General features: G+C 74.0%; 14 protein-coding genes. 4 read left to right on the top strand and 10 right to left on the bottom strand.

Features of this window, described 5'->3' with window-relative positions:
- Positions 1-64 precede the first annotated feature (64 nt).
- Entirely contained in the window at positions 65-979 is a 915-nt protein-coding gene (locus tag ACZ3YO_RS11385; RefSeq protein ID WP_465567861.1) for a hypothetical protein, read from the top strand.
- A 321-nt stretch (positions 980-1300) separates the two neighbouring features.
- On the opposite strand, the gene disA is transcribed toward ACZ3YO_RS11385, so the two are convergent.
- Together disA and radA are read right to left on the bottom strand one after the other, a co-directional pair.
- A complete protein-coding gene (gene disA, locus ACZ3YO_RS11380) occupies positions 1301-2359 on the bottom strand; it encodes a DNA integrity scanning diadenylate cyclase DisA (protein WP_148644934.1) in 1059 nt (352 codons plus the stop codon).
- A 188-nt stretch (positions 2360-2547) separates the two neighbouring features.
- The gene (gene radA / locus ACZ3YO_RS11375; protein WP_396321903.1) at positions 2548-4059 is read right to left on the bottom strand and encodes a DNA repair protein RadA; all 1512 of its coding nucleotides are present in this window, start codon (positions 4057-4059) and stop codon (positions 2548-2550) included.
- A gap of 188 nt (positions 4060-4247) precedes the next feature.
- On the opposite strand from radA, the gene ACZ3YO_RS11370 reads away from it, so the two are divergent.
- On the top strand, positions 4248-6248 hold the full coding sequence (locus ACZ3YO_RS11370) for a BACON domain-containing protein (RefSeq protein WP_465567858.1): 2001 nt from the start codon (positions 4248-4250) through the stop codon (positions 6246-6248).
- A gap of 98 nt (positions 6249-6346) precedes the next feature.
- On the opposite strand, the gene ACZ3YO_RS11365 is transcribed toward ACZ3YO_RS11370, so the two are convergent.
- The 3 genes from ACZ3YO_RS11365 to ACZ3YO_RS11355 form a co-directional block, all read right to left on the bottom strand.
- Positions 6347-7018 carry a GAP family protein gene (locus ACZ3YO_RS11365; protein WP_465567855.1) on the bottom strand — a complete coding sequence of 224 codons (672 nt, stop codon included), beginning with the start codon at positions 7016-7018 and terminating at the stop codon, positions 6347-6349.
- Between the two features lie 85 nt (positions 7019-7103).
- Entirely contained in the window at positions 7104-8438 is a 1335-nt protein-coding gene (locus ACZ3YO_RS11360; RefSeq protein ID WP_465567852.1) for a DUF1254 domain-containing protein, read from the bottom strand.
- A 125-nt stretch (positions 8439-8563) separates the two neighbouring features.
- Positions 8564-9889, bottom strand: coding sequence for a DUF1254 domain-containing protein (locus ACZ3YO_RS11355; protein ID WP_465567849.1), 1326 nt, complete (start codon positions 9887-9889; stop codon positions 8564-8566).
- 294 nt (positions 9890-10183) lie between these two features.
- Between ACZ3YO_RS11355 and ACZ3YO_RS11350 the strand changes: the two genes are divergently transcribed.
- A complete protein-coding gene (locus ACZ3YO_RS11350; RefSeq protein ID WP_465567846.1) occupies positions 10184-11239 on the top strand; it encodes an NAD-dependent epimerase/dehydratase family protein in 1056 nt (351 codons plus the stop codon).
- Between the two features lie 193 nt (positions 11240-11432).
- Here the strand turns inward: ACZ3YO_RS11350 and ACZ3YO_RS11345 are convergent, their stop codons facing one another.
- Together ACZ3YO_RS11345 and ACZ3YO_RS11340 are read right to left on the bottom strand one after the other, a co-directional pair.
- On the bottom strand, positions 11433-12482 hold the full coding sequence (locus ACZ3YO_RS11345; RefSeq protein WP_465567843.1) for a family 2 encapsulin nanocompartment cargo protein polyprenyl transferase: 1050 nt from the start codon (positions 12480-12482) through the stop codon (positions 11433-11435).
- Positions 12483-12572: 90 nt separating this feature from the next.
- Positions 12573-14000: a family 2B encapsulin nanocompartment shell protein gene (locus ACZ3YO_RS11340; RefSeq protein ID WP_465567840.1), complete on the bottom strand. Its 1428-nt coding sequence runs from the start codon at positions 13998-14000 to the stop codon at positions 12573-12575.
- 360 nt (positions 14001-14360) lie between these two features.
- Between ACZ3YO_RS11340 and ACZ3YO_RS11335 the strand changes: the two genes are divergently transcribed.
- Entirely contained in the window at positions 14361-15491 is a 1131-nt protein-coding gene (locus tag ACZ3YO_RS11335; RefSeq protein ID WP_465567837.1) for an ATP-grasp domain-containing protein, read from the top strand.
- Positions 15492-15528: 37 nt separating this feature from the next.
- Here ACZ3YO_RS11335 and ACZ3YO_RS11330 read toward each other — a convergent pair whose 3' ends face one another.
- The 3 genes from ACZ3YO_RS11330 to ACZ3YO_RS11320 form a co-directional block, all read right to left on the bottom strand.
- Positions 15529-16059 (bottom strand): methylated-DNA--[protein]-cysteine S-methyltransferase, encoded by a 531-nt coding sequence (locus ACZ3YO_RS11330; RefSeq protein WP_465567834.1) that lies wholly within the window; start codon positions 16057-16059, stop codon positions 15529-15531.
- 218 nt (positions 16060-16277) lie between these two features.
- Positions 16278-16511 (bottom strand): hypothetical protein, encoded by a 234-nt coding sequence (locus ACZ3YO_RS11325; protein WP_396321913.1) that lies wholly within the window; start codon positions 16509-16511, stop codon positions 16278-16280.
- A gap of 189 nt (positions 16512-16700) precedes the next feature.
- A complete protein-coding gene (locus ACZ3YO_RS11320; protein ID WP_465567831.1) occupies positions 16701-18068 on the bottom strand; it encodes an MFS transporter in 1368 nt (455 codons plus the stop codon).
- Between the last annotated feature and the right edge of the window lie 135 nt (positions 18069-18203).

The following is an 18203-nucleotide window of genomic DNA, read 5'->3' as shown; positions in this document are numbered from 1 at the left end:
AGGAAGGGGCGAGTGTGCGGTGTTGGTGAGTCAAAGGGCACACACTGTCTCGTAGAGTTTGGGCGTGCCCTCTCTCCGTCAACCCGTGGGACCGCTGCCGGCTTCGATCTACTGGCGACGGCGCGTCGTCGTGCTCGTCGCCGTCGCCGCGGTCGTCGCCCTGATCGCCTGGCTGATGTCCGATCAGGGCGGTGGTGACGGTGGATCATCCGGCAAGGCCGCGCAGGCCGTGCCGTCCCAGACCCCCGTCCAGGCGATCACGCCCGGCGCCTCCCCCAGCGGCCCCGCGAACAACTCGCGCCCCGGCAGCGGCGGGAGCGGTGGCACCAACCCGGGCGGCGGCGCGGTCTCCGGTTCCGGCGGCGGCGACGTCAGTCTCAGCACCGGCGGCACGGGCGGGGCGCCCAACCCGGCCCCCGCGACCGGCGGCGGCGCGGCGGCCGGCGGGACGGCCGCGGGCGGTGCGGCTGCGGGCGGTGGCGCGGCCGGCGGCACCGGTGGTGGCGCCGGTGGTGGCACCGGCGGCAGTGGCGGGGCTCCCGCGGTGAACACCCCCGAGGTGATGGGGCTGCCCGTCTGCGCCTCGTCGCAGGTGACGCTGGAGCTGGCCGGCGCACAGAACTCCTACCAGCCCAAGGACAAGCCGAAGCTGGCACTGACCGTCCACAACTCCTCCGGTGCCAATTGCCGGGTGGACCTGGGCCGGACCGCCTCCGCCATCACCGTGACGGCCAGCAACGGCGAGCGCATCTGGTCTTCCGGCGACTGCCCGTCCGACCGGGGCAGCACCTGGGTGCAGATCCCGGCGAACAGCGGTCTGACCGAGACCTTCACCTGGGACCGCAGCCGCAGCAAGCAGCAGTGCGCCACGGCCGACCCGGCGGCCGCCCCCGCCGGCAACTACCTGGTGGTCGCCGACCTCACCGGCCTGTCCGGCGGCCAGGTGTCGGCACGCTCGTCGATCCGCCTGGAGAACTGACCGCTCCTCAACCCGCCCTCCCCGAGGCCCCGGCGCGATTCCGTGCCGGGGCCTCGGCGTGCGGCGTGCTTCGGTGTGCGGCGTGCTTCGGTGTGCGGCGTGCTTCGGTGTGCTTCGCGGGCGTTCGCGGGTTCGCGGGTGGTCCCGGGTGGTCGCGGGTTCGCGGGTGGTCGCGGTGGTCCCGGGTGGGCTCGCCTCGGTCGGCGGCCGCGGCCCGGCCCTGCTGCTCCGCTGACGCCGTAGCGGTCACGGAGCGACAGGACGGCCCCCGGGGGAGTGGATCCCCGGGGGCCGTCCTCGCGTGTGCCTACGGTGTGCCGGTCAGACGTACCGCTCCAGGATGGACGATTCGGCAAGGCGGGACAGGCCCTCGCGGACCGAGCGGGCGCGCGTCTCGCCGACGCCCTCGACCGTCTGCAGATCGTCGATGCTGGCGGCCAGCAGCTTCTGCAGACCGCCGAAGTGCTCGACCAGCCGCTCTATCACCGTGTTGGGCAGCCGGGGGATCTTGGCCAGCAGCCGGTAGCCGCGCGGCGAGACCGCCGAGTCCAGCGACTCCGGGGAGCCCGAGTAGCCGAGCGCCTTGGCCACCGTCTGCAGGTCGAGCAGCTCGGCGTGGGTCAGCGCCTCCAGGTCGGCCAGCACCTCGGTGACCGTCCGGCCCTTCTTGGCGGCCCGCTCGGGGAAGTAGTCCCGGGCGACCAGTTCGCGCTCCGGCTCCACGCCCGCGATCAGCTCGTCCAGCTGGAGCGAGAGCAGCCGGCCGTCGATGCCGAGCTCCAGCACGTAGCCGGCGATCTCGGTGGCGATCAGCCGGACCATCTCCAGCCGCTGGGCCACGGCGGTGACGTCCCGGACCGTCACCAGGTCCTCGATCTCCAGGGCGGAGAGTGTGCCGGCCACCTCGTCCAACCGGAGCTTGTACCGCTCCAGGGTGGCCAGCGCCTGGTTGGCCCGGGAGAGGACGGTCGTCGAGTCCTCCAGGACCCGGCGGGTGCCGTTGACGTACATCGCGATCAGCCGCATCGAGTGCGAGACCGCGACCACCGGGAACCCGGTCTGCCGGTTGACCCGCTCCGCGGTGCGGTGCCGGGTGCCGGTCTCGTCGGTGGGGATGGTGGAGTCCGGCATCAGGTGCACCCCGGCCCGGACGATCTTGGTGATGTCCTTGTCGAGCACCACGGCGCCGTCGAGCTTGCACAGCTCGCGCAGCCTGGTCGCGGTGAACTCGACGTCCAGGACGAAACCACCGGTGCAGATCGACTCGACCGTCTTGTCGAAGCCGAGCACGATGAGACCACCGGTATTGGCCCGCAGCACCCGTTCCAGGCCGTCACGCAGCCCCGTGCCGGGCGCGATGGCGGTGAGGGAGGCCCGCAGCAGGGCCTCCTCGCGGGAGGACTTGTCCGCCCGGTCGCTGGCTGCCACGTGACTCCTCCGGTCGACCCCGTGCCGCGCGCCTCGCGCCGTGCGCCGGCCTACGGTCTGTTGCTCTGTCGCTTAGTACTGCCTTATCACCAATGAGACAGGGGAAAGTCTAACTGTGTACGGCAACGACAGGGCTTGGGTCAGTGCAGTTCGTCGGAGTCGAGCGGCTCCCACCCCTCCATCAGCTCCTCCGGGTGGGCCACGACGGGGGGTGCGGCGGCGGCCCGGCGCGGGGTGGGCGGCCCCGACGGTGCCTCACCACGGGGCTTGGCAGCGGCCCGGCGGCGGCCCGGAATGGCCCGCAGCGCCTCGCCGATGTCCGCGACCTCGACCACCTTCATGCCCGGCGGCACCTTGCCCGGGTCCGGCGGGACCAGCGCGTGGGTGAAGCCGAGCCGGTGCGCCTCCGCCAGGCGGCGCTGCACACCCGTCACCCGCCGCACCTCGCCCGCCAGGCCGACCTCGCCGATCGCCACCAGGTTGCTCGGGAGCGGGGTGTCGGAGGAGGAGCTGGCCACCGCGAGGGCGACGGCGAGGTCGGCCGAGGGCTCGCTCAGCTTCACCCCGCCGACCGTCGCGGTGTAGATGTCCTGCTTGCCGAGCTTGACCCCGCCGTGCCGCTCGACCACGGCCAGGATCATCGCGATCCGGGGCGACTCCAGGCCCGACGTCGTCCGGCGCGGGGACGGGATCTGCGAGTCCACCATCAGCGCCTGCACCTCGGCCACCAGCGGGCGGCGGCCCTCCAGCGTGACGGTCAGGCAGGTGCCCGGGACGGGCTTGTCACGCCTGGTCAGGAAGAGGCCGGACGGGTCGGCCAGGCCCGCGATGCCCTCGTCGTGCAGCTCGAAGCAGCCCACCTCGTCGGTGGCGCCGTACCGGTTCTTGACCCCCCGGATGATGCGCAGCCGGGCGTGCCGGTCCCCCTCGAAGCTCAGCACCACGTCCACCAGGTGCTCCAGCAGGCGGGGGCCGGCGATCTGGCCGTCCTTGGTGACGTGGCCGACCAGCAGGGTGGCCATGCCGCGCTCCTTGGACGCCCTGATCAGCGCACCCGCCACCTCACGGACCTGCGCCGGGCCGCCGGGCGCGCCGTCCAGCTCGGCGGAGGCGATGGTCTGCACGGAGTCCAGGATCAGCAGGCCGGGGTTGACGGCCTCGATGTGGCCGAGGACGGCGCCGAGGTCGGACTCGGCCGCGAGGTAGAGGTGCTCGGAGAGCGCGTTGATCCGGTCCGCGCGCAGCCGGACCTGGCCGGCCGACTCCTCGCCGGTGACGTAGAGCGTGCGGTGCTGCGCGGTGGCCGCCTTGGCCGCGACGTCCAGCAGCAGGGTGGACTTGCCGACGCCGGGCTCACCGGCCAGCAGGACGACCGCACCGGGGACGAGACCGCCGCCGAGCACCCGGTCGAGCTCGGGCACGCCGGTGGAACGGGCCGTCGCGACCTGGCCGTCCACCTGGGAGATCGGGCGGGCGGGCGCGCTGACCGGGCCGGCGGCCGTCGTCCGGATCGGGACGGCGCCGTACTCCTCGACCGTGCCCCAGGCGTTGCACTCCGGGCAGCGGCCGACCCATTTGGGCAGCTGGTTGCCGCACTCGGTGCAGCGGTACGCCGGGCGCGGCTTGGCGGTGGTCTTGGTGCGGGCAGCCATGCGGTCACCGTAGCGCCTGGGTCCGACAACGGGCCGTGGGCAGGGGCGGGCGGGGGCGGGCGAGGGGGCGCGGGCCGGGACGCGGGGGCTCGCGTGAGGTCCACGAATGGGCGATGTTGTTACCCGAAAGAAGTACAACAGCAGGGAATAGCCCGGATGCCGTGCTCCGGCTCTCTACCGTCGGACGGGTGACAACGAGTACTGAAGGGCCGCGGAGCACGGAAGGTCCGCGCGACCCCGTGCTCGCGGCGTACGAGCGGCAGGTGGACGGCCTGTTCACCTACTGCCTCTCGGTGCTGTGCGAGCACGACGCGGCCGCTGCCGCCCTGTGCGAGGTGCGGGAGCTGGCGCTGCGGCACGGGGTGCGGCTGGCGGAGCCCGGGATGGTGCGGGCCTGGCTGTACTCGCTGGCGCGGTACTGCTGCCTGCGGCGGCTGGAGGACGGTACGGGGCCCGCCGGTGCCGGTCCGGGCCCCTCGGTGGCGGAGGCCGGGGCGGGCGTCCCGGCGGCGGAGGCGGCCCGGCGGCGGCGCGAGCTGGCCTCGCTCGCCTGGCCCGAGGCGGCCGGCACCGACCCCGAGCAGCGCGAGGCGCTGGAGCTGTCGGTCCGCCACCGGCTCAGCCCGATCGAGGTGGCGGCCGTGCTGGGCGTCCCGTTCGAGACCTCCCGCGTGCTGCTCGCCTCGGCCGAGGCGGAGGTCGGCCGGACCAGGGCGGCGCTGCTGGTGCTCGGCGTCGGCAGCTGCCCCGAGCTGGACCGCCTCGGCGGGGCCGGCGCGGAGAGCTGGCGGGACTGGGTGCTCGGCCCGGCGCTGCGCCGGGAGCTGGTGCAGCACGTGGTGGAGTGCCCGACGTGCCGGGGCACGGCCGAGCGGGTGGCCGGCGAGGTGGCGGAGGGGACGGCGGGCCTCTCGGGGCTACCGGTGCTCACCGCGCCATCGGCGCCGTCCGGGCCGTCGGCGCCGTCGGCGGGCGAGGCCGGCCGGGGCGGCGGGGTGTTGTTCCTGCCGCGTGCGGCCGAGGCCCCGGCGGGGCGGTGGACGGCCGCCCCCGCCCCGGTGGTCGAGCCGGGCCTGCGGTTCGACCAGGGCGGGTTCCCGCGCCACCGCGCGCCGGACGCGGGCCGCGCGGTGGCGGTGCGCCGGCGGGTGGTGACCACGGGAGTGCTGGCGGCGGTGCTGGCCGCGCCGGTCGTCGCGCTCTGGGCCGGCCACCGGGGTGGCGGCGGCGCCGGCGCGGCCGCGGCGGTCTCCTCCGTCCGGGTCGAGGACGACCAGCGGGCCGCCGGACACCGGCCGGGCGGTTCCGGGACGGCCGACGGAGGGCCCGGGCAGGTCGGGCAGGTCGGCGGGGTGGTGGGCGCCGTAGGGGCGGCTCCGGCGGTGGCCGGGATGGAGCTGGCGTGGGCCGGGCCGGTGAGCGCAGAAACGTTGCTTCCCGGGATTCAGGGGCCGGCCATCCCCGTGCCCGCGCACGGTGCGACGCCGCTCGGCAGTCCGACGCTGGTCGCGGCACCAGCGCCGGCACCGCCCGCTGCCGGTCCGGCGGCGGGCGGTGCCGGGGGCAGCGGGCCCGGAGCCGGGGTGCCCGTGCCCGCCCCTGCCGGGCTGCTCACCGTCGAGGCCGGCGAGTACGGCAACCGGACCGTGCTCACCCTCACCAACTCCGGCACCACCGAGATCCGCTGGCACGCCGAGGTGGACGCCGCCTGGCTCCGGCTCAGCCGGGACGCCGGAACGCTCGCTCCGGGCCAGCGGATCACCGTGATCGTCACCGTGGACGAGGACCTCGCCCCGGACGGGCACTGGACCGCCCGCATCGCGCTGCCGCCCTCGCAGGCTGTGGTCACCCTGGAGGGAGGCCCGCACAACCGCGGCGGCTCCACCTCTGCCCCGGCCGAACCGACGACGGGCCCGGCCCCGTCGGGCACACCCTCGCCGGGCGGGACGCCCACCGGTAGCGGGACACCCTCCGGCATGCCGACCGGTGGGCCGACCGGTACGCCGAGCTCGCCGGGCTCCCCGACCGCGACGGCCTCACCGTCATCCGCTTCACCCTCGTCCGCCCCGCCGACGACTGCGCCGACGGCGACGGCATCGGCCTCGCCTCCGTCGTCGCCCTCGCCGTCTTCCCCGCCGTCGGGGAGCGCGTCCGCCCCTGCCGCGACCGGGTCCGTGTCACCGCACTGACCCGGTGGGGGCGGCTGCGGCCGGGGTGGTTGGGGGTGGCCGGGGTGAGGGTGGCGGGGTGGAGGAGTGGCCGGGCTGCGGCCGGGTGGCCGGGGCCGCTAGGCCGTCAGGCCCGAGATCGCGTCGCCGATGTACTTCACACCGAGGATGACCAGGACCACCACCATGATCGCTGCGTTGTGCGCCGCCATCCACGCCTTCCACTCCCCCAGCACGCGGGCCGAACGGTCCCCGCCGAACAGGTAGACCGAGAGTGGCAGCAGCGTGCAGAGGGAGCCGATCAGCACCATCAGCGCGGCCGCGACCGCCTTGCCGCCACCGGAGGCCGTACTGGTCGCGATGGAGACGGCGCCGCCGACCGCCAGCACCAGGTTCTTGGGGTTGGCCGCCACCAGGACGGCGGCCAGCCCGGCCGCCCTTCCCGGGGTGATCCGGTCGATCGCCTGCATCCACTTCGGCGGGCCGTGGACGTGCCCCTCTCGCGGGCGGCCCTGCCACTGCTTGAGGCCCAGCAGCACGAAGAGCACGCCCAGTGCCAGCTTCAGCCACCACTCCCAGGTCGGTTTGGACGAGTCGGTGCTCAGCCCCGATCCCGCCGACACGACCACGGTGACCACCACCGCCAGCGTCACCACCCAGCCGGCCGTGAACGCCAGGCCGTTGGCCTTCCCCTTCGGGGTGGCCAGCATCAGGATCACCGCGATCAACGGCATCGGGCTGATCGCGATGCCCACGGCCGAGGCCAGCATCTGGCCGACGGCGTCGCCCATCCCTGCGTCCCTTCGTCGGTGCGCCGGCTGCCCATCGGTGCCGGCCGCTGCCGGTCCCCGGCCTCGGCGCCCGGACCCGTGCGGTTCAGGTGCGCCGGATCGGCGGTACCCGGTAGGTGCCGTCCAAGGCGGCCGGCTTCGGCTGGTACAGCCGGATGATCGGGCGGAACCCGCCCTCCGGGGTGGGCAGCCAGTTCGCCGCCCCGGCCGGGTCGGCGGGCCGCTCGTGCTGGAGCCGGAGTGTCAGCGAGCCGTCCTCGCCGTAGACCAGGCCGGGGGTGCGGTCGCCGATCGAGTAGCGCGCGTCCGGGTTCGCCACCAGGTAGTACTCGGGCAGGCCGTACATGGTGACGGACCAGAAGGCGTCGGCGGGCGGGGGCTGGTCGAAGCGCAGCGTGTACGCGTGGGCGCCGTTCAGCGGGCGGCCGTCGGAGTCGTCGTACGTCATCGCGTACACCGCCTCGTACGCGTGGTTGCCCCAGAGGCCGGCGCGGGCGGCGGCAGCCCGGCTGAGGTAGGCGGCGCGGCGGTCGGGGATGCGCCACTCCTGGTCGTCGATCGTGCCCGGGCCGAGGAAGTCGACGTTGTAGTCGAACAGGTGCAGGGCGGTGCGCCATTCACCCGCCGGGTGGTCCTCCGGCGGCCGGGTGGCGTCCTCGACCCGTTCGCGGCCGGCCGCCATGCCCTTGAGCAGGGCGAGGGTCCAGTCGGGCGCGGCGGCCCGGTACGGCGAGGGCCCCGCGTCGAGCAGACCGAGCGGGGCGAACCGCTGCTGGTACTCGGCGTCCGCAGCGGCCGGCGGGAAGGCCGCCATCCAGACCCGGAGCCGTTCGAAGAACGACAGCCGCTCGGGCACGTCCGGATCCGGTGCGGGCAGTCCGGCGACCAGGCCGCCCGGCTCCAGCGATTCGAGCGTCAGCCCCTCCTGGAGCGCCCGGACGCGCGGCAGGTCGTCGGGTCCGGTGCAGGCGAAGCGGCCGACGATGGTGGCCACGGTGGTCGGCGAGACGATCACGTGCTCGTGGTCCGTCGGGGTGCCGTGCCAGCCGGGCGGGACGATCAGCCAGGTCTGCGCGCCGGTGCCGGTGGCCCGGCGGCCGACGTAGGCGAAGTTGTCGGTCCACGCGTCGACGAACTGCAGCACGTAGTACGCCCCGTCGGTGTCCGGCACGTGCAGCACCTGGGGGCCCTCGGAGAGGTCGAGCTGGGCGACCGAGTAGACGGTGTCGTTGTTGACGGAGACGAACGGGTCGTCCGGCCCGGCGAGCCGGGCGGCGTGGCTGACGTGGTTGAACGGAGCCGCCGGCAGGATGCCCATGCCGCCCTCGGTGAAGCGCTCGACCATGGTGAGGTCGGAGACCAGCGGATAGCCGTAGACGTAGGCGTCGGCGGCCAGGGCCTCCAGCTCGGGCTCGGTCATCGGGATTCCTTCTCGGGTCCGGCGTGCGTGGGTACGGGTGGTGCGGGCGGGCGGTACGGGTGGCTGGCGCGGGTTGCGCGGTCCGGGCAGGCCGGTGCGGGTGAGGTGGCGCGAGGGCGTGGTGGTCAGCGCGGTGTCAGGGGCGGGGGAGTCCAGCGGCCGTCGATGACCGACTCGTCCGGGCCGTAGAGCCGGAGGACCACCGTGAAGGGGCCGTCCGGCGCGGGCAGCCAGTTGGCCGAGTGCTGGGCGTCGGCAGGGCGCTTGTGCTGGAGGTAGAGGGTGAGGCCGCCGTCCGCGTCGCGGACCAGCCCGGGGGTGCGGTCGCCGATCGAGTAGCGGTCCAGGATGTTGTCGACCAGCTGGCGCTCCGGGAGGGCGTACATGGTGGCCGACCAGAAGAACCGGGCCGGCGGCAACCCGTCCGGGCCGAACCGCACGACGTAGTCGTGGTCGGCGGCGTCGGGCGGCCGGTTGCCCTCGCTGTCGGCGAGCCAGCCGCCGTACCAGGCCTCCTGCACGGGCAGCCCGTACAGGCCCTTCATCGCGCCGACCGCCTGCTTCAGGTAGGCGGTGCCGAGCTGCTCGCGGGTACCGAAGAGGCCGGTGGAGCCGGTGGTCTCCTCGGCCGCGCGTTCCAGCTCGGCGCGGCCGTCGGCGATACCGCGCTCGATCTCGGCGCGGACCGCCATCGGCAGCGCGGCGGGCTCGAACTCGCCGCGGCCGTCGATGCCGAGGTCGGTGAGGCGGCCGCGCAGGTCGGCCTCGGCGGGCAGGACGGGGAAGAAGCCGAGCAGGAAGTCGAGGAAGCTGAAGAACTCGATGGTGTCCAGCACCTCCTCGCGCCAGACCGGCCAGACCGGGTTCGGCACGGGAGCCGGTGCCGCTGTGCCCGCGTACTCGTGCAAGGGGCGCAGGCGGTACTGCTGCTGGATCTCCTTCAGCTCCTCGACGGCCCCGGGTGACGTGCCGCCGAGGTAGGTGCGGCCGAGCACGCCGATCAGCTGGGTGGCCGTGCGGATGACGCCGTTGATGCCCTCGGGGGCCTCGCCCCGCCAGCCGGGGCCGGCCACCAGGTAGTCGCCGGCCTCCTGGCCGGTGGCCCGGGCTCCGACGAAGCCGGCGAAGACGGTGTCGAGTTCGTGCAGCGGGAGCACGTAGTAGCGGTCCTCGGCGGGTACCGAGATCACCCACGGCTCGGCGCGGAGGTCGAGCCAGGCCCAGGAGTACGGGGTGTCGTTGTTGGGGGTGACGACGTCGGTGTTGGCCGGGGTGAAGGGCTGCGGGTAGTGCCGGAAGACGCCGAAGCCGCCGACGTACCTCGGGTCGGCGTCGTCCACCGCCTGCGCGTACATGGTGCGGTAGTTCTGCAGGATCGGATAGCCGCGGACCCACGCTTCGGCGGCGGTCGCACGGATGGTGGCCGGGTCCACGAGTGCCGGGTTGACCATGCTGTCGCTCTCCCCAGTGCCGGAGCATCGCCCAGAAGACCGGATCATTGCTCAGAAATCAGACATATAGGTACACGGGGGATGCTATGCGGACCCGATTGGATCAGCACCTCGACCGGCAGGCCCACCTGGCCGGGGTGGCCAGCCCGCCGTTCGGGGTGGCCAGCCCGCCGTCCTGGGCGGTCTGCCCGCCGTCCCGCACTGCCGGCCCCCGCCCGGCGCCGCCGGCCCATCGCCCTCTGCCGAGAGCGAACGAGCGCATGCGGATGAAGCAGGGGAGGCAGCCTTACCGGTATGAAGATCCTTCTGCTCGGTGGCTCGTCCTTCCTCGGGCGGGCCTTCGCCTCCGCCGCCCTCGACCGGGGCCACGAGGTGACCACCTTCAACCGCGGCCGCTCCCACAGCGACCTGGCCGGGGTCGAGGCCGTCCGGGGCGAGCGCGACTCCGCCGACGACCTGGCACGGCTGGTCGAGGGACGGCACTGGGACGCCGTCGTCGACACCTCGGCGCAGCAGCCCGCCCAGGCCGTGATCTCCGCCCGGCTGCTCCGCGAGCACGCCGACCACTACGCCTTCGTCTCCTCCGTGCACGCCTTCTCCGACTGGCCGGCCCTGGCGGTGAACGAGGACTCGCCGCTGCACCCCTGCCCCGCCGACACCCCGCCCGACCAGCCGCCCGGCAACACCCTCAAGGCCGGCTGCGAGCGCGCCGTGCTGGAGCACTTCGGTGCCGACCGCACCCTGATCCTCAACAGCGGGCTGTTGATAGGCCCGTACGAGAACGGGGGCCGCCTGCCCTGGTGGCTGGAGCGGATGGCCCGCGGCGGCCCGGTGCTGGCGCCGGGCGACCGGGAGCGGGCGATGCAGGTGATCGACGTCCGTGACTTCGCCGCCTTCGGCATCGAGGTGGTGACCGCCCGGCACACCGGGCGCTACATCACCACCGCCCCGACCGGGAACGTCACCTTCGGGGAGTTCCTCGCCACCTGCCGGGAGGTGGTCGGCGAGCCCTCCGACGGCCGCCCGGCCGCCGAGCTGGTCTGGGTCGAGGACGGCCCGCTGCTCGCCGAGGGCCCGGACAGCGTCCTGCCGTGGCTGGAACTCCCGCTCTGGGCGCCGGACGTCCCGGAGATGGCGGGCGTCTGGCTCGCCGACACCTCCCGGGCACAGGCGGCCGGGCTGCGCTGCCGGCCGTTCACCGAGACCGCGCGCGACACCTGGGCGTGGCTCCAGCAGCGCGGGCCCGCCGAGGACACGGACGCGGACGGCCTCAAGGGACGCAAGGGCGCCCGGCACAAGCAAGGGATCGTCCCGGCGAAGGAGCAGCGCCTGCTCGCCGCGCTCACCTGATCCCTGGCGGGCGCGTAATCCTGGCCCCGCCCGCCCCTGGCGCGCGTAATCCTGGCGCCTGCTCCTGGCCCGCCTGCTCCTGGCGCGCGTAATCCTGGCGCCTGCTCCTGGCCCGCCTGCTCCTGGCGGCCACGCGTGGGCGGGAGTGGGGCGTCGGGCCCGCCGACCTCCCACTCCCCCGCACGCCGGCCGGTCAGTGGGTACGGCGGGTGACCAGCTCCGCGAGGGCGAGCAGTTCGTCGGCCGCGGACGGCTCGGGCACCGCCGTGGCCAGCTGGGCGAGCGCCGTGGCCATTCGCTCGCAGGACTCCCCTTGGGCCCAACCGCGCCCGCCGGCCCCCTCGACGGCGACCGCACAGCGGTTCAACTCCTCCGGGCTGAGCGGACGTTCGAGCGCGTACAGCTCGGCCAGGGCGCGCCCGTCGGCCGTGCCGGAGCCGAGCGCCGCCACCACCGGCAGCGACTTCTTGCGCGCGACCAAGTCCGCCCCGACGGGTTTGCCGGTGACGGCCGGATCGCCCCAGATCCCGATCAGGTCGTCGATCAGCTGGAACGCCAGGCCGATCTCGCGGCCGAAGCCGTCCATCGCCTGCGCGGCCTCCTCCGAGGCACCCGCGTACGTCGCGCCCATCGCACAGGCGGCGCCGAGCAGCGCTCCCGTCTTGGCCTCCGCCATCGCCAGGCACTCGGTGAGCGAAACGTCACTGCGCTGCTCGAAGGCGCAGTCGATCTGCTGGCCCTCGCAGAGCTCGACCACGCAGTCCGTCAGCCGGCGGATCGAGCCCTGGGCAGCCGGATGGGTGTCCTCGGCGAGCAGGCGCAGGGCCAGCGAGTGCATCGCGTCCCCCGCGAGGATGGCCTCGGTGGTGCCGAACACCCGCCAGGCGGTGGGACGGTGGCGCCTGGTCTCGTCACGGTCGATGACGTCGTCGTGGAGCAGGGTGAAGTTGTGGACCAGCTCGACGGCGGCCGCGGCGGCGGTGGCCGTGGCCGGGGTGCCGCCGAGTGCCTGGGTGGCGGCCAGCACCAGCGCCGGTCTGATGGCCTTGCCGGAGGGCGCGGCCACGGGTGTGCCGTCCGCCTCCCACCAGCCGAAGTGGTAGCCGGCCACCCTGCGCATCGAGCCGGGCAGCGAGTCGACGGCGGCGCGCAGGACCGGGTCGACGAGGCCGCGGGCGCGGGCGAGCACGTCCTCCGCCTCGTGCCCCTCGCGGTGGTCGCGTTCCAACGTGAAGATTGCCATTGGGTTCCTCCCCCTGATGTGGCGATGGGCGCCGCCCGGCCGGGGTGCGGGTGAGCCCCGGCCGGGCAGCGCGGGTCAGACCGGCCCCGGTCAGTCGCGGTGGTGCGCGACGTCGACGTTTTCCAGGACGCCCACCGCGTCGGGCACCAGAATGGCGGCGGAGTAATAGGCGCTGACGAGATAGGAAATGATGGCCTTCTCGCTGATTCCCATGAACCGGACGGAGAGGCTCGGCTGGTATTCGTCCGGAATTCCGGTCTGGTGCAGCCCGATGACGCCCTGGTTCTCCTCCCCGGTGCGCAACGCGATGATCGAGCTGGTGTGACCGCCGACGACCGGGATCTTGTTGCACGGGAAGACCGGCACCCCGCGCCAGCCGAAGACCTGACGGCCCTGGACCTCGACGGTGTCCGGGTAGAGACCGCGGCGGTTGCACTCCCGGCCGAAGGCGGCGATGGCCCGTGGGTGGGCGAGGAACATCTTGGTGGAGCGGCGCCGGCTCAGCAGCTCGTCCATGTCGTCCGGGGTGGGCGGGCCGGAGTGGGTCTGGATCCGCTGGTCGTACTCGGCGTTCTGCAGCAGCCCGAACTCCTCGTTGTTGACCAGCTCGAACTCCTGGCGCTCGCGCAGCGCCTCGATGGTCAGCCGGAGCTGGTGCTCGATCTGGTTCATCGGCTGGTTGTAGAGGTCGGCGACCCTGCTGTGCACCTTGAGGACCGTCTGCGCGACGCTCAGCTCGTACTCGCGCGGCTTCAGCTCGTAGTCCACGAAGGCGCCGGGCAGCTCGTACTCGCCGTGGTGGCCGGCGGAGAGGCCGATCGCCGCCTCGCCGTGCTTGTTCTGCGCCTGCTCGAAGCCGGCCAGGTAGTCCATGATCTGGAGCTGGAGCGCCTCGGAGCGGTCCGCGAGCTCCTGGAACGCGGGCCAGGCGAGCGCCAGGACGGTACCGGCGGTGGCGGCCTTCACCGTGTAAGGCCAGGCGCCGTCGTCCTGCCGGAGCGCCTCGTCGCCCAGGTGGTCGCCATCGGCGAGGGTGCCGACCACCGTCTGCTCGCCGTACTTCCCGGATCCCAGCCGGTCGAGCTTGCCGTGCGCGATGATGAAGACCTCGTCGATCGGGGCCCCGGCCGCGACCAGTACGTCACCGGCGGAGAAGTCGCGTTGGACGAAGCGACCGGCCAGCTCCTCCAGGACGGCGTCGTCCTCGAATCCGCGCAGCACCGGTACCTCGCGCAGCGTCGGCGGGACGATCCGCACCTCGGAGCCCGTCTTCACGAAGCTCACCCGGCCGCGGCCGACCGAGTAGCGCAGGCGACGGTTGACCCGGTAGGTGCCGCCGGACACCTGGACCCACGGAAGCATCCTGAGCAGCCAGCGCGGGCTGATGCCCTGCATCTGCGGCGCGGACTTGGTGGTCGTCGCGAGGTTCCTCGCGCCCGCCGTGCCGAGACTCTGCTGCTGCCGGGCCTGCGGCTCGCCGCCCGGCGCAGGAATACCGACGTTGGTTTCGGTCGACATAGGGAGCCCTTCAAATACCCGATGAAGTGTCGCCTTGCAACAATCATGGTGGGGCCATTCGGTGGGCTTCGCAATCACTCTTTCGAGTGGTCGGAATAACCGAACAAATAGGACGACTGGATCACCAGATCGATATCAGTTCGACCATTATTCGAACATTTAATAATGTCTCACCCCGGCGGCCGCCCCACGCTCCCTCCCCGGAGCCGCCCGCGGCGCCCCTCCCACCCCTCACCCACCCCGGGTTCGCGCCCGTGCGAGAGGCCGCTAAGGTGCCACCTCAAAGGGCCACGGGGCCAGTTGACGAGTGTGGTCGGACCGGATGCCCTCCACTCGTTCACCCCTGCCCTGGGAGCCGTCATGAGCGCCCCCGTCCGTATCTGGCTCAACCGCACCTACGCCGAGAACGTGTTCTTCATCGAACAGCTGCGCGAGGCGCCGCGGCCGGTCGAGATCCACGCCACCCACGTCGACCCCGACTCGCCCGTCCTCGCCGCCGCCGACCACGCCACCCTGGAGCCGGGCGACCTCACCCCCGACGCGTACGTCGGCTACGCCCTCGACTACTGCGCCCGGCACTCCGTCGACGTCTTCCTGCCCCGCCTCCACCAGCTCGCGATATCCCTGCACCACCAGGAGTTCGAGGCGATCGGCACCGCCCTCGTCTGCCCGCCCGCCACCGCCGTCGCGGCCTTCGACAGCAAGGCGGACGGCTACGCGGCGATCGCCGCCGCCGGACTGCCCACCCCGCCCTGGTGGCAGGTCCGCACCGCCGCCGACCTGCTCGCCGCCGTCGAACGGATCGAGGCCGCCGGGCTCACCGCCTGCCTCAAGCCCTCCTCGGGCGCCGGCGGCGAGGGGTTCCGGGTCCTCACCCGCGAGCCCTTCGGCCTGCACCGGCTGGCCGGCTGGGACAGCCGGGTCCAGGTCGACCAGGTGGCCGCCGCGCTGGAGGCCGCCGCACCGGAAGGCGTCACCCCCGGGGGCGCCGGCGGTCCCGCCGACCTGCTGGTGATGCCCTACCTGGAGGGCCCCGAGGTCTCGGTGGACTGCCTCGCCGACCGCGACGGCACCCTGCTCGCCGCCGTCGGCCGCAGCAAGCACCGGCGCCGCCGCAGCTTCACCACCGCCCGGCGGTACCTGGAACCCGCCCGCCGGGTGGTCGAGTCCACCGGGATGGCGTTCCTCTCCAACGTGCAGTTCCGCCACCTGGCCGGGGAACCGGTGGTCATCGACGTCAACACCCGGCCCTCGGGCGGCCTGCACCAGCTGCGCCTGTGCGGCCTCAACCTGCCGTGGAACGCGGTGCAGTTGGCGCTCGGCGAGCGGCCCGACACCGGCCGGGCCGGAGACCTCGCCCGGGACTTCACCGGAGACTCCGGCGGGGACTTCGGAGGCATCGACTACACGCTCGTCTCGGGCATCCAGCCGGTGCTGCCGCGCCAGGCCCCGTTCGCCCGCGGCCTCGCCCCGGTGGAGCTGGTCCACTGAGCACGGCGCGGACGCGCTCCGGGACCCGACCGGGCTGCTACAGCGGCCCGTTCCAGTCCAGCGTCGGTTCCAGCACGCCCTCAAGGGTGAGCAGCCAGCGCTTCACGTCGATCCCGACCCGCCCGCCGCCGAAGCCGCCGATCCCGTCCGCCGCCACCACCCGGTGACACGGCACCAGCAGCGCCACGGGATTGGCGGCCATCATCTGCCCGACCGTCCGGGCCGCCAGCCCCGGCTCCGACACGTCCTCGAACACCCCGCTGCGGGAGGCCAGTTCGCCGTAGGTGATGGTCCGCCCGAACGGCACGTCGCGCCAGAGCGTCTGCAGCACGGCGCGGTGCGGCCCGGCGCTCAGGCTCCAGTCGATCGGCAGCCCCAACTCCCGGCTGCGGCCCGCAAGGTAGGCACCGATCCGGTCCGTGACGGCGGCGATCTTCGGCTCGTCCGTGCAGCGCGGCAGCTCCCCGCCCGCGTGCCCCAGGTAGCCCGCGGCCGCCACGCCCAGCGGCGTCACCGCGATGTGCATCGGCCCGCTCGGCAGCGGCGTCTCCACGGTCAGCCACGACATCGGGCCGGACCCGGAGCGGCTGCCGGCGCCGGTGCCGGACCTCGGGCCGGACCCGGGGCCGGACGCCTGCCGGGGCTGCGACTCGGACTGCGGCACGTACGGGCCCCCACCCTCCTCCGCCGGGACGGCCGCCGGCCACGCCGGCACCCGGAAGGCGCGCGAGGACCACCCGCCCCGCGCGCCATCGTACGGCTCCGGCCGGTCCGGCACGGCCGCGGCTAGAGCCGCCCCTTCAGCTCCGCGGCGAGCCCGCGCGACCAACGCGACAGCTCGGCCCGGTCCGGCGCCCGGCCCTCGCAGAGGGCACCGAGCTGGGCGTCGTTGATCCGGTTCGGACCGGGGATCTCCAGCAGATACGCGAGCTCCTCCAGCACCGTGGCAAGCCGCTTCCCGTCCGTGTGGTCCAGGGCGACCGCCGACTCGTGGTGGCTGATGGTAGAAGAACCGGGCATGGCCTACCTCCTCCGTTCGCCCCCGTACTCCCTCCACCGTACGACCGCCCCGGCCGCCCTGCGCGCCACTGTCGCGAGCGGGGGGAGTCCGGCTCCGCCGCGCACCCGGCCGGACACGGTGCGCGGGTACGCGGTACGCGGAGAGCTCCCCGCGGTGCGCGGTACGCGGAGAGCCGCCCGCGGCCCGCGTCAGGGCACCTCGGCCGGCTCTTCCGCCGCCCGTTCCCCTTCCGCCCCGCGCTCGCCGCCCATCGCGTGCTCGCCCTCCGCGGCCCCGTGCTCCCCACCCACCGCGCCACCCTGCTCCCAGGGCCGCCGCCGCACCGCCGGGACGGCCAGCACCAGGATCCCGGCCACGATCTGCCACAGCGCGCCGAACAGCAGCACCGCGTGCACCCCGGTCCGGCTCGCGATCGGCCCGGCCGCCGCCAGCCCGGCCGGCCCGAGCACGAACGCCCCGAGCGATCCGAACGAGGCCACCCGCGCCAGTACTTCAGGCGGCACCCAGCTCTGCATGGTCGTGCTGTACAGGGTGCCGCAGACCGCCGAACCGGCCCCCGCGGCCACCGCCGCCGCCACCGCCCAGGGCAGCGACGCCCCCACGGCGAGCGCGCCCGAGGGCAGCGCCCAGCCGAGCGTCGCCACCGTGGCCACCGCGAGCGGCCGGCCCGGCCTGCGCCCCAGCATCAGCATCCCGGCCAGCACCGCGCCGACGCCGTACACGCCCATCACCAGTCCCCAGGCTCGCGCCCCTCCCAGGCTCCGCTGCGCGGTCAGCGGGCCGAGCACCAGGAACGGCGCCCACACCAGCATGTTGAACAGGCCCACGTGCGCCGTGGTGATCCACAGCCACGGCCGCGAGCCGAACTCGGCCCAGCCGTCCCGCAGATCGCCGAGCAGCGAGCCGGCCGGGCCCTCGACAGCCACCCTGCCCGGCAGCCGCAGCCGGGCCAGCGCGAACCCGCCGATCCCGTACGTCACCGCGTCCACCAGCAGCACCGCCGCCGGACCTTGCACGGCCGTCACGACGCCCGCCGCCGCCGGACCCGCCACCGTCGCCACCGAACGGGCCAGCCCCAGCAGGGTGTTGGCATCCGACAGCAGTTCCTTGCGGCGCACCAGGTCCGGCACCAGCGCGCCGAGCGCCGGCATGAACAGCCCCTCGCCGACGCCCCAGACGGCGACCAGTACCACCATCGCCCACACCGGCGGCCGGCCCGCCACAAGGACCACGGCGAACGCGGCCTGGACCACCCCTCGCAGGACGTCCGAGCCGAGCATCACCCGCCGGCTGCCCAGCCGGTCCGCGATCACGCCACCGGCCAGCAGCACCAGCACGATCGGCAGGATCCGGGCGGCCATCACCCAACCCAGATCGGTACCGCTGCCGCCACCGTCGAGCACCGCGAACGCCACCGCCACCGGCGCCATCGAGGAGCCGAGCAACGAGGTCGTGTAGCCGACGAAGAACCATCTGAAGTCGCGCTCGCCCAGTACGGCGAGACGGCCTCCCAGCCGCCGCCGGCGGGCCGGAATCCGCTCCGTTTCCACTGCCATGGGCGGCAAGTCTGCCTCCGCCCGGGAGCGGCGTTCAAGGGTTTCCGGCGAAAAACCTGAGCCGAATGGCATCAATTTTGCCGACCGCCGCGACACCCGCGGTAAATTCCCCCATCAACCGGCTCCCACCTGCCA

The sequence above is a fragment of the Kitasatospora sp. NPDC022785 genome, assembly GCF_055561295.1.
The sequence above is the reverse complement of the archived record's forward strand: the minus strand, read 5'-3'. Positions and strand labels throughout refer to the sequence as shown.

Coding starts and splice junctions, on each gene's coding strand:
- radA (WP_396321903.1), bottom strand. CDS start 4,059: ATGGCTGCCCGCACCAAGACCACCGCCAAGCCGCGCCCGGCGTACCGC.
- ACZ3YO_RS11365 (WP_465567855.1), bottom strand. CDS start 7,018: ATGGGCGACGCCGTCGGCCAGATGCTGGCCTCGGCCGTGGGCATCGCG.
- ACZ3YO_RS11360 (WP_465567852.1), bottom strand. CDS start 8,438: ATGACCGAGCCCGAGCTGGAGGCCCTGGCCGCCGACGCCTACGTCTAC.
- ACZ3YO_RS11355 (WP_465567849.1), bottom strand. CDS start 9,889: ATGGTCAACCCGGCACTCGTGGACCCGGCCACCATCCGTGCGACCGCC.
- ACZ3YO_RS11350 (WP_465567846.1), top strand. CDS start 10,184: ATGAAGATCCTTCTGCTCGGTGGCTCGTCCTTCCTCGGGCGGGCCTTC.
- ACZ3YO_RS11345 (WP_465567843.1), bottom strand. CDS start 12,482: ATGGCAATCTTCACGTTGGAACGCGACCACCGCGAGGGGCACGAGGCG.
- ACZ3YO_RS11340 (WP_465567840.1), bottom strand. CDS start 14,000: ATGTCGACCGAAACCAACGTCGGTATTCCTGCGCCGGGCGGCGAGCCG.
- ACZ3YO_RS11335 (WP_465567837.1), top strand. CDS start 14,361: ATGAGCGCCCCCGTCCGTATCTGGCTCAACCGCACCTACGCCGAGAAC.
- ACZ3YO_RS11330 (WP_465567834.1), bottom strand. CDS start 16,059: ATGTCGTGGCTGACCGTGGAGACGCCGCTGCCGAGCGGGCCGATGCAC.
- ACZ3YO_RS11325 (WP_396321913.1), bottom strand. CDS start 16,511: ATGCCCGGTTCTTCTACCATCAGCCACCACGAGTCGGCGGTCGCCCTG.
- ACZ3YO_RS11320 (WP_465567831.1), bottom strand. CDS start 18,068: ATGGCAGTGGAAACGGAGCGGATTCCGGCCCGCCGGCGGCGGCTGGGA.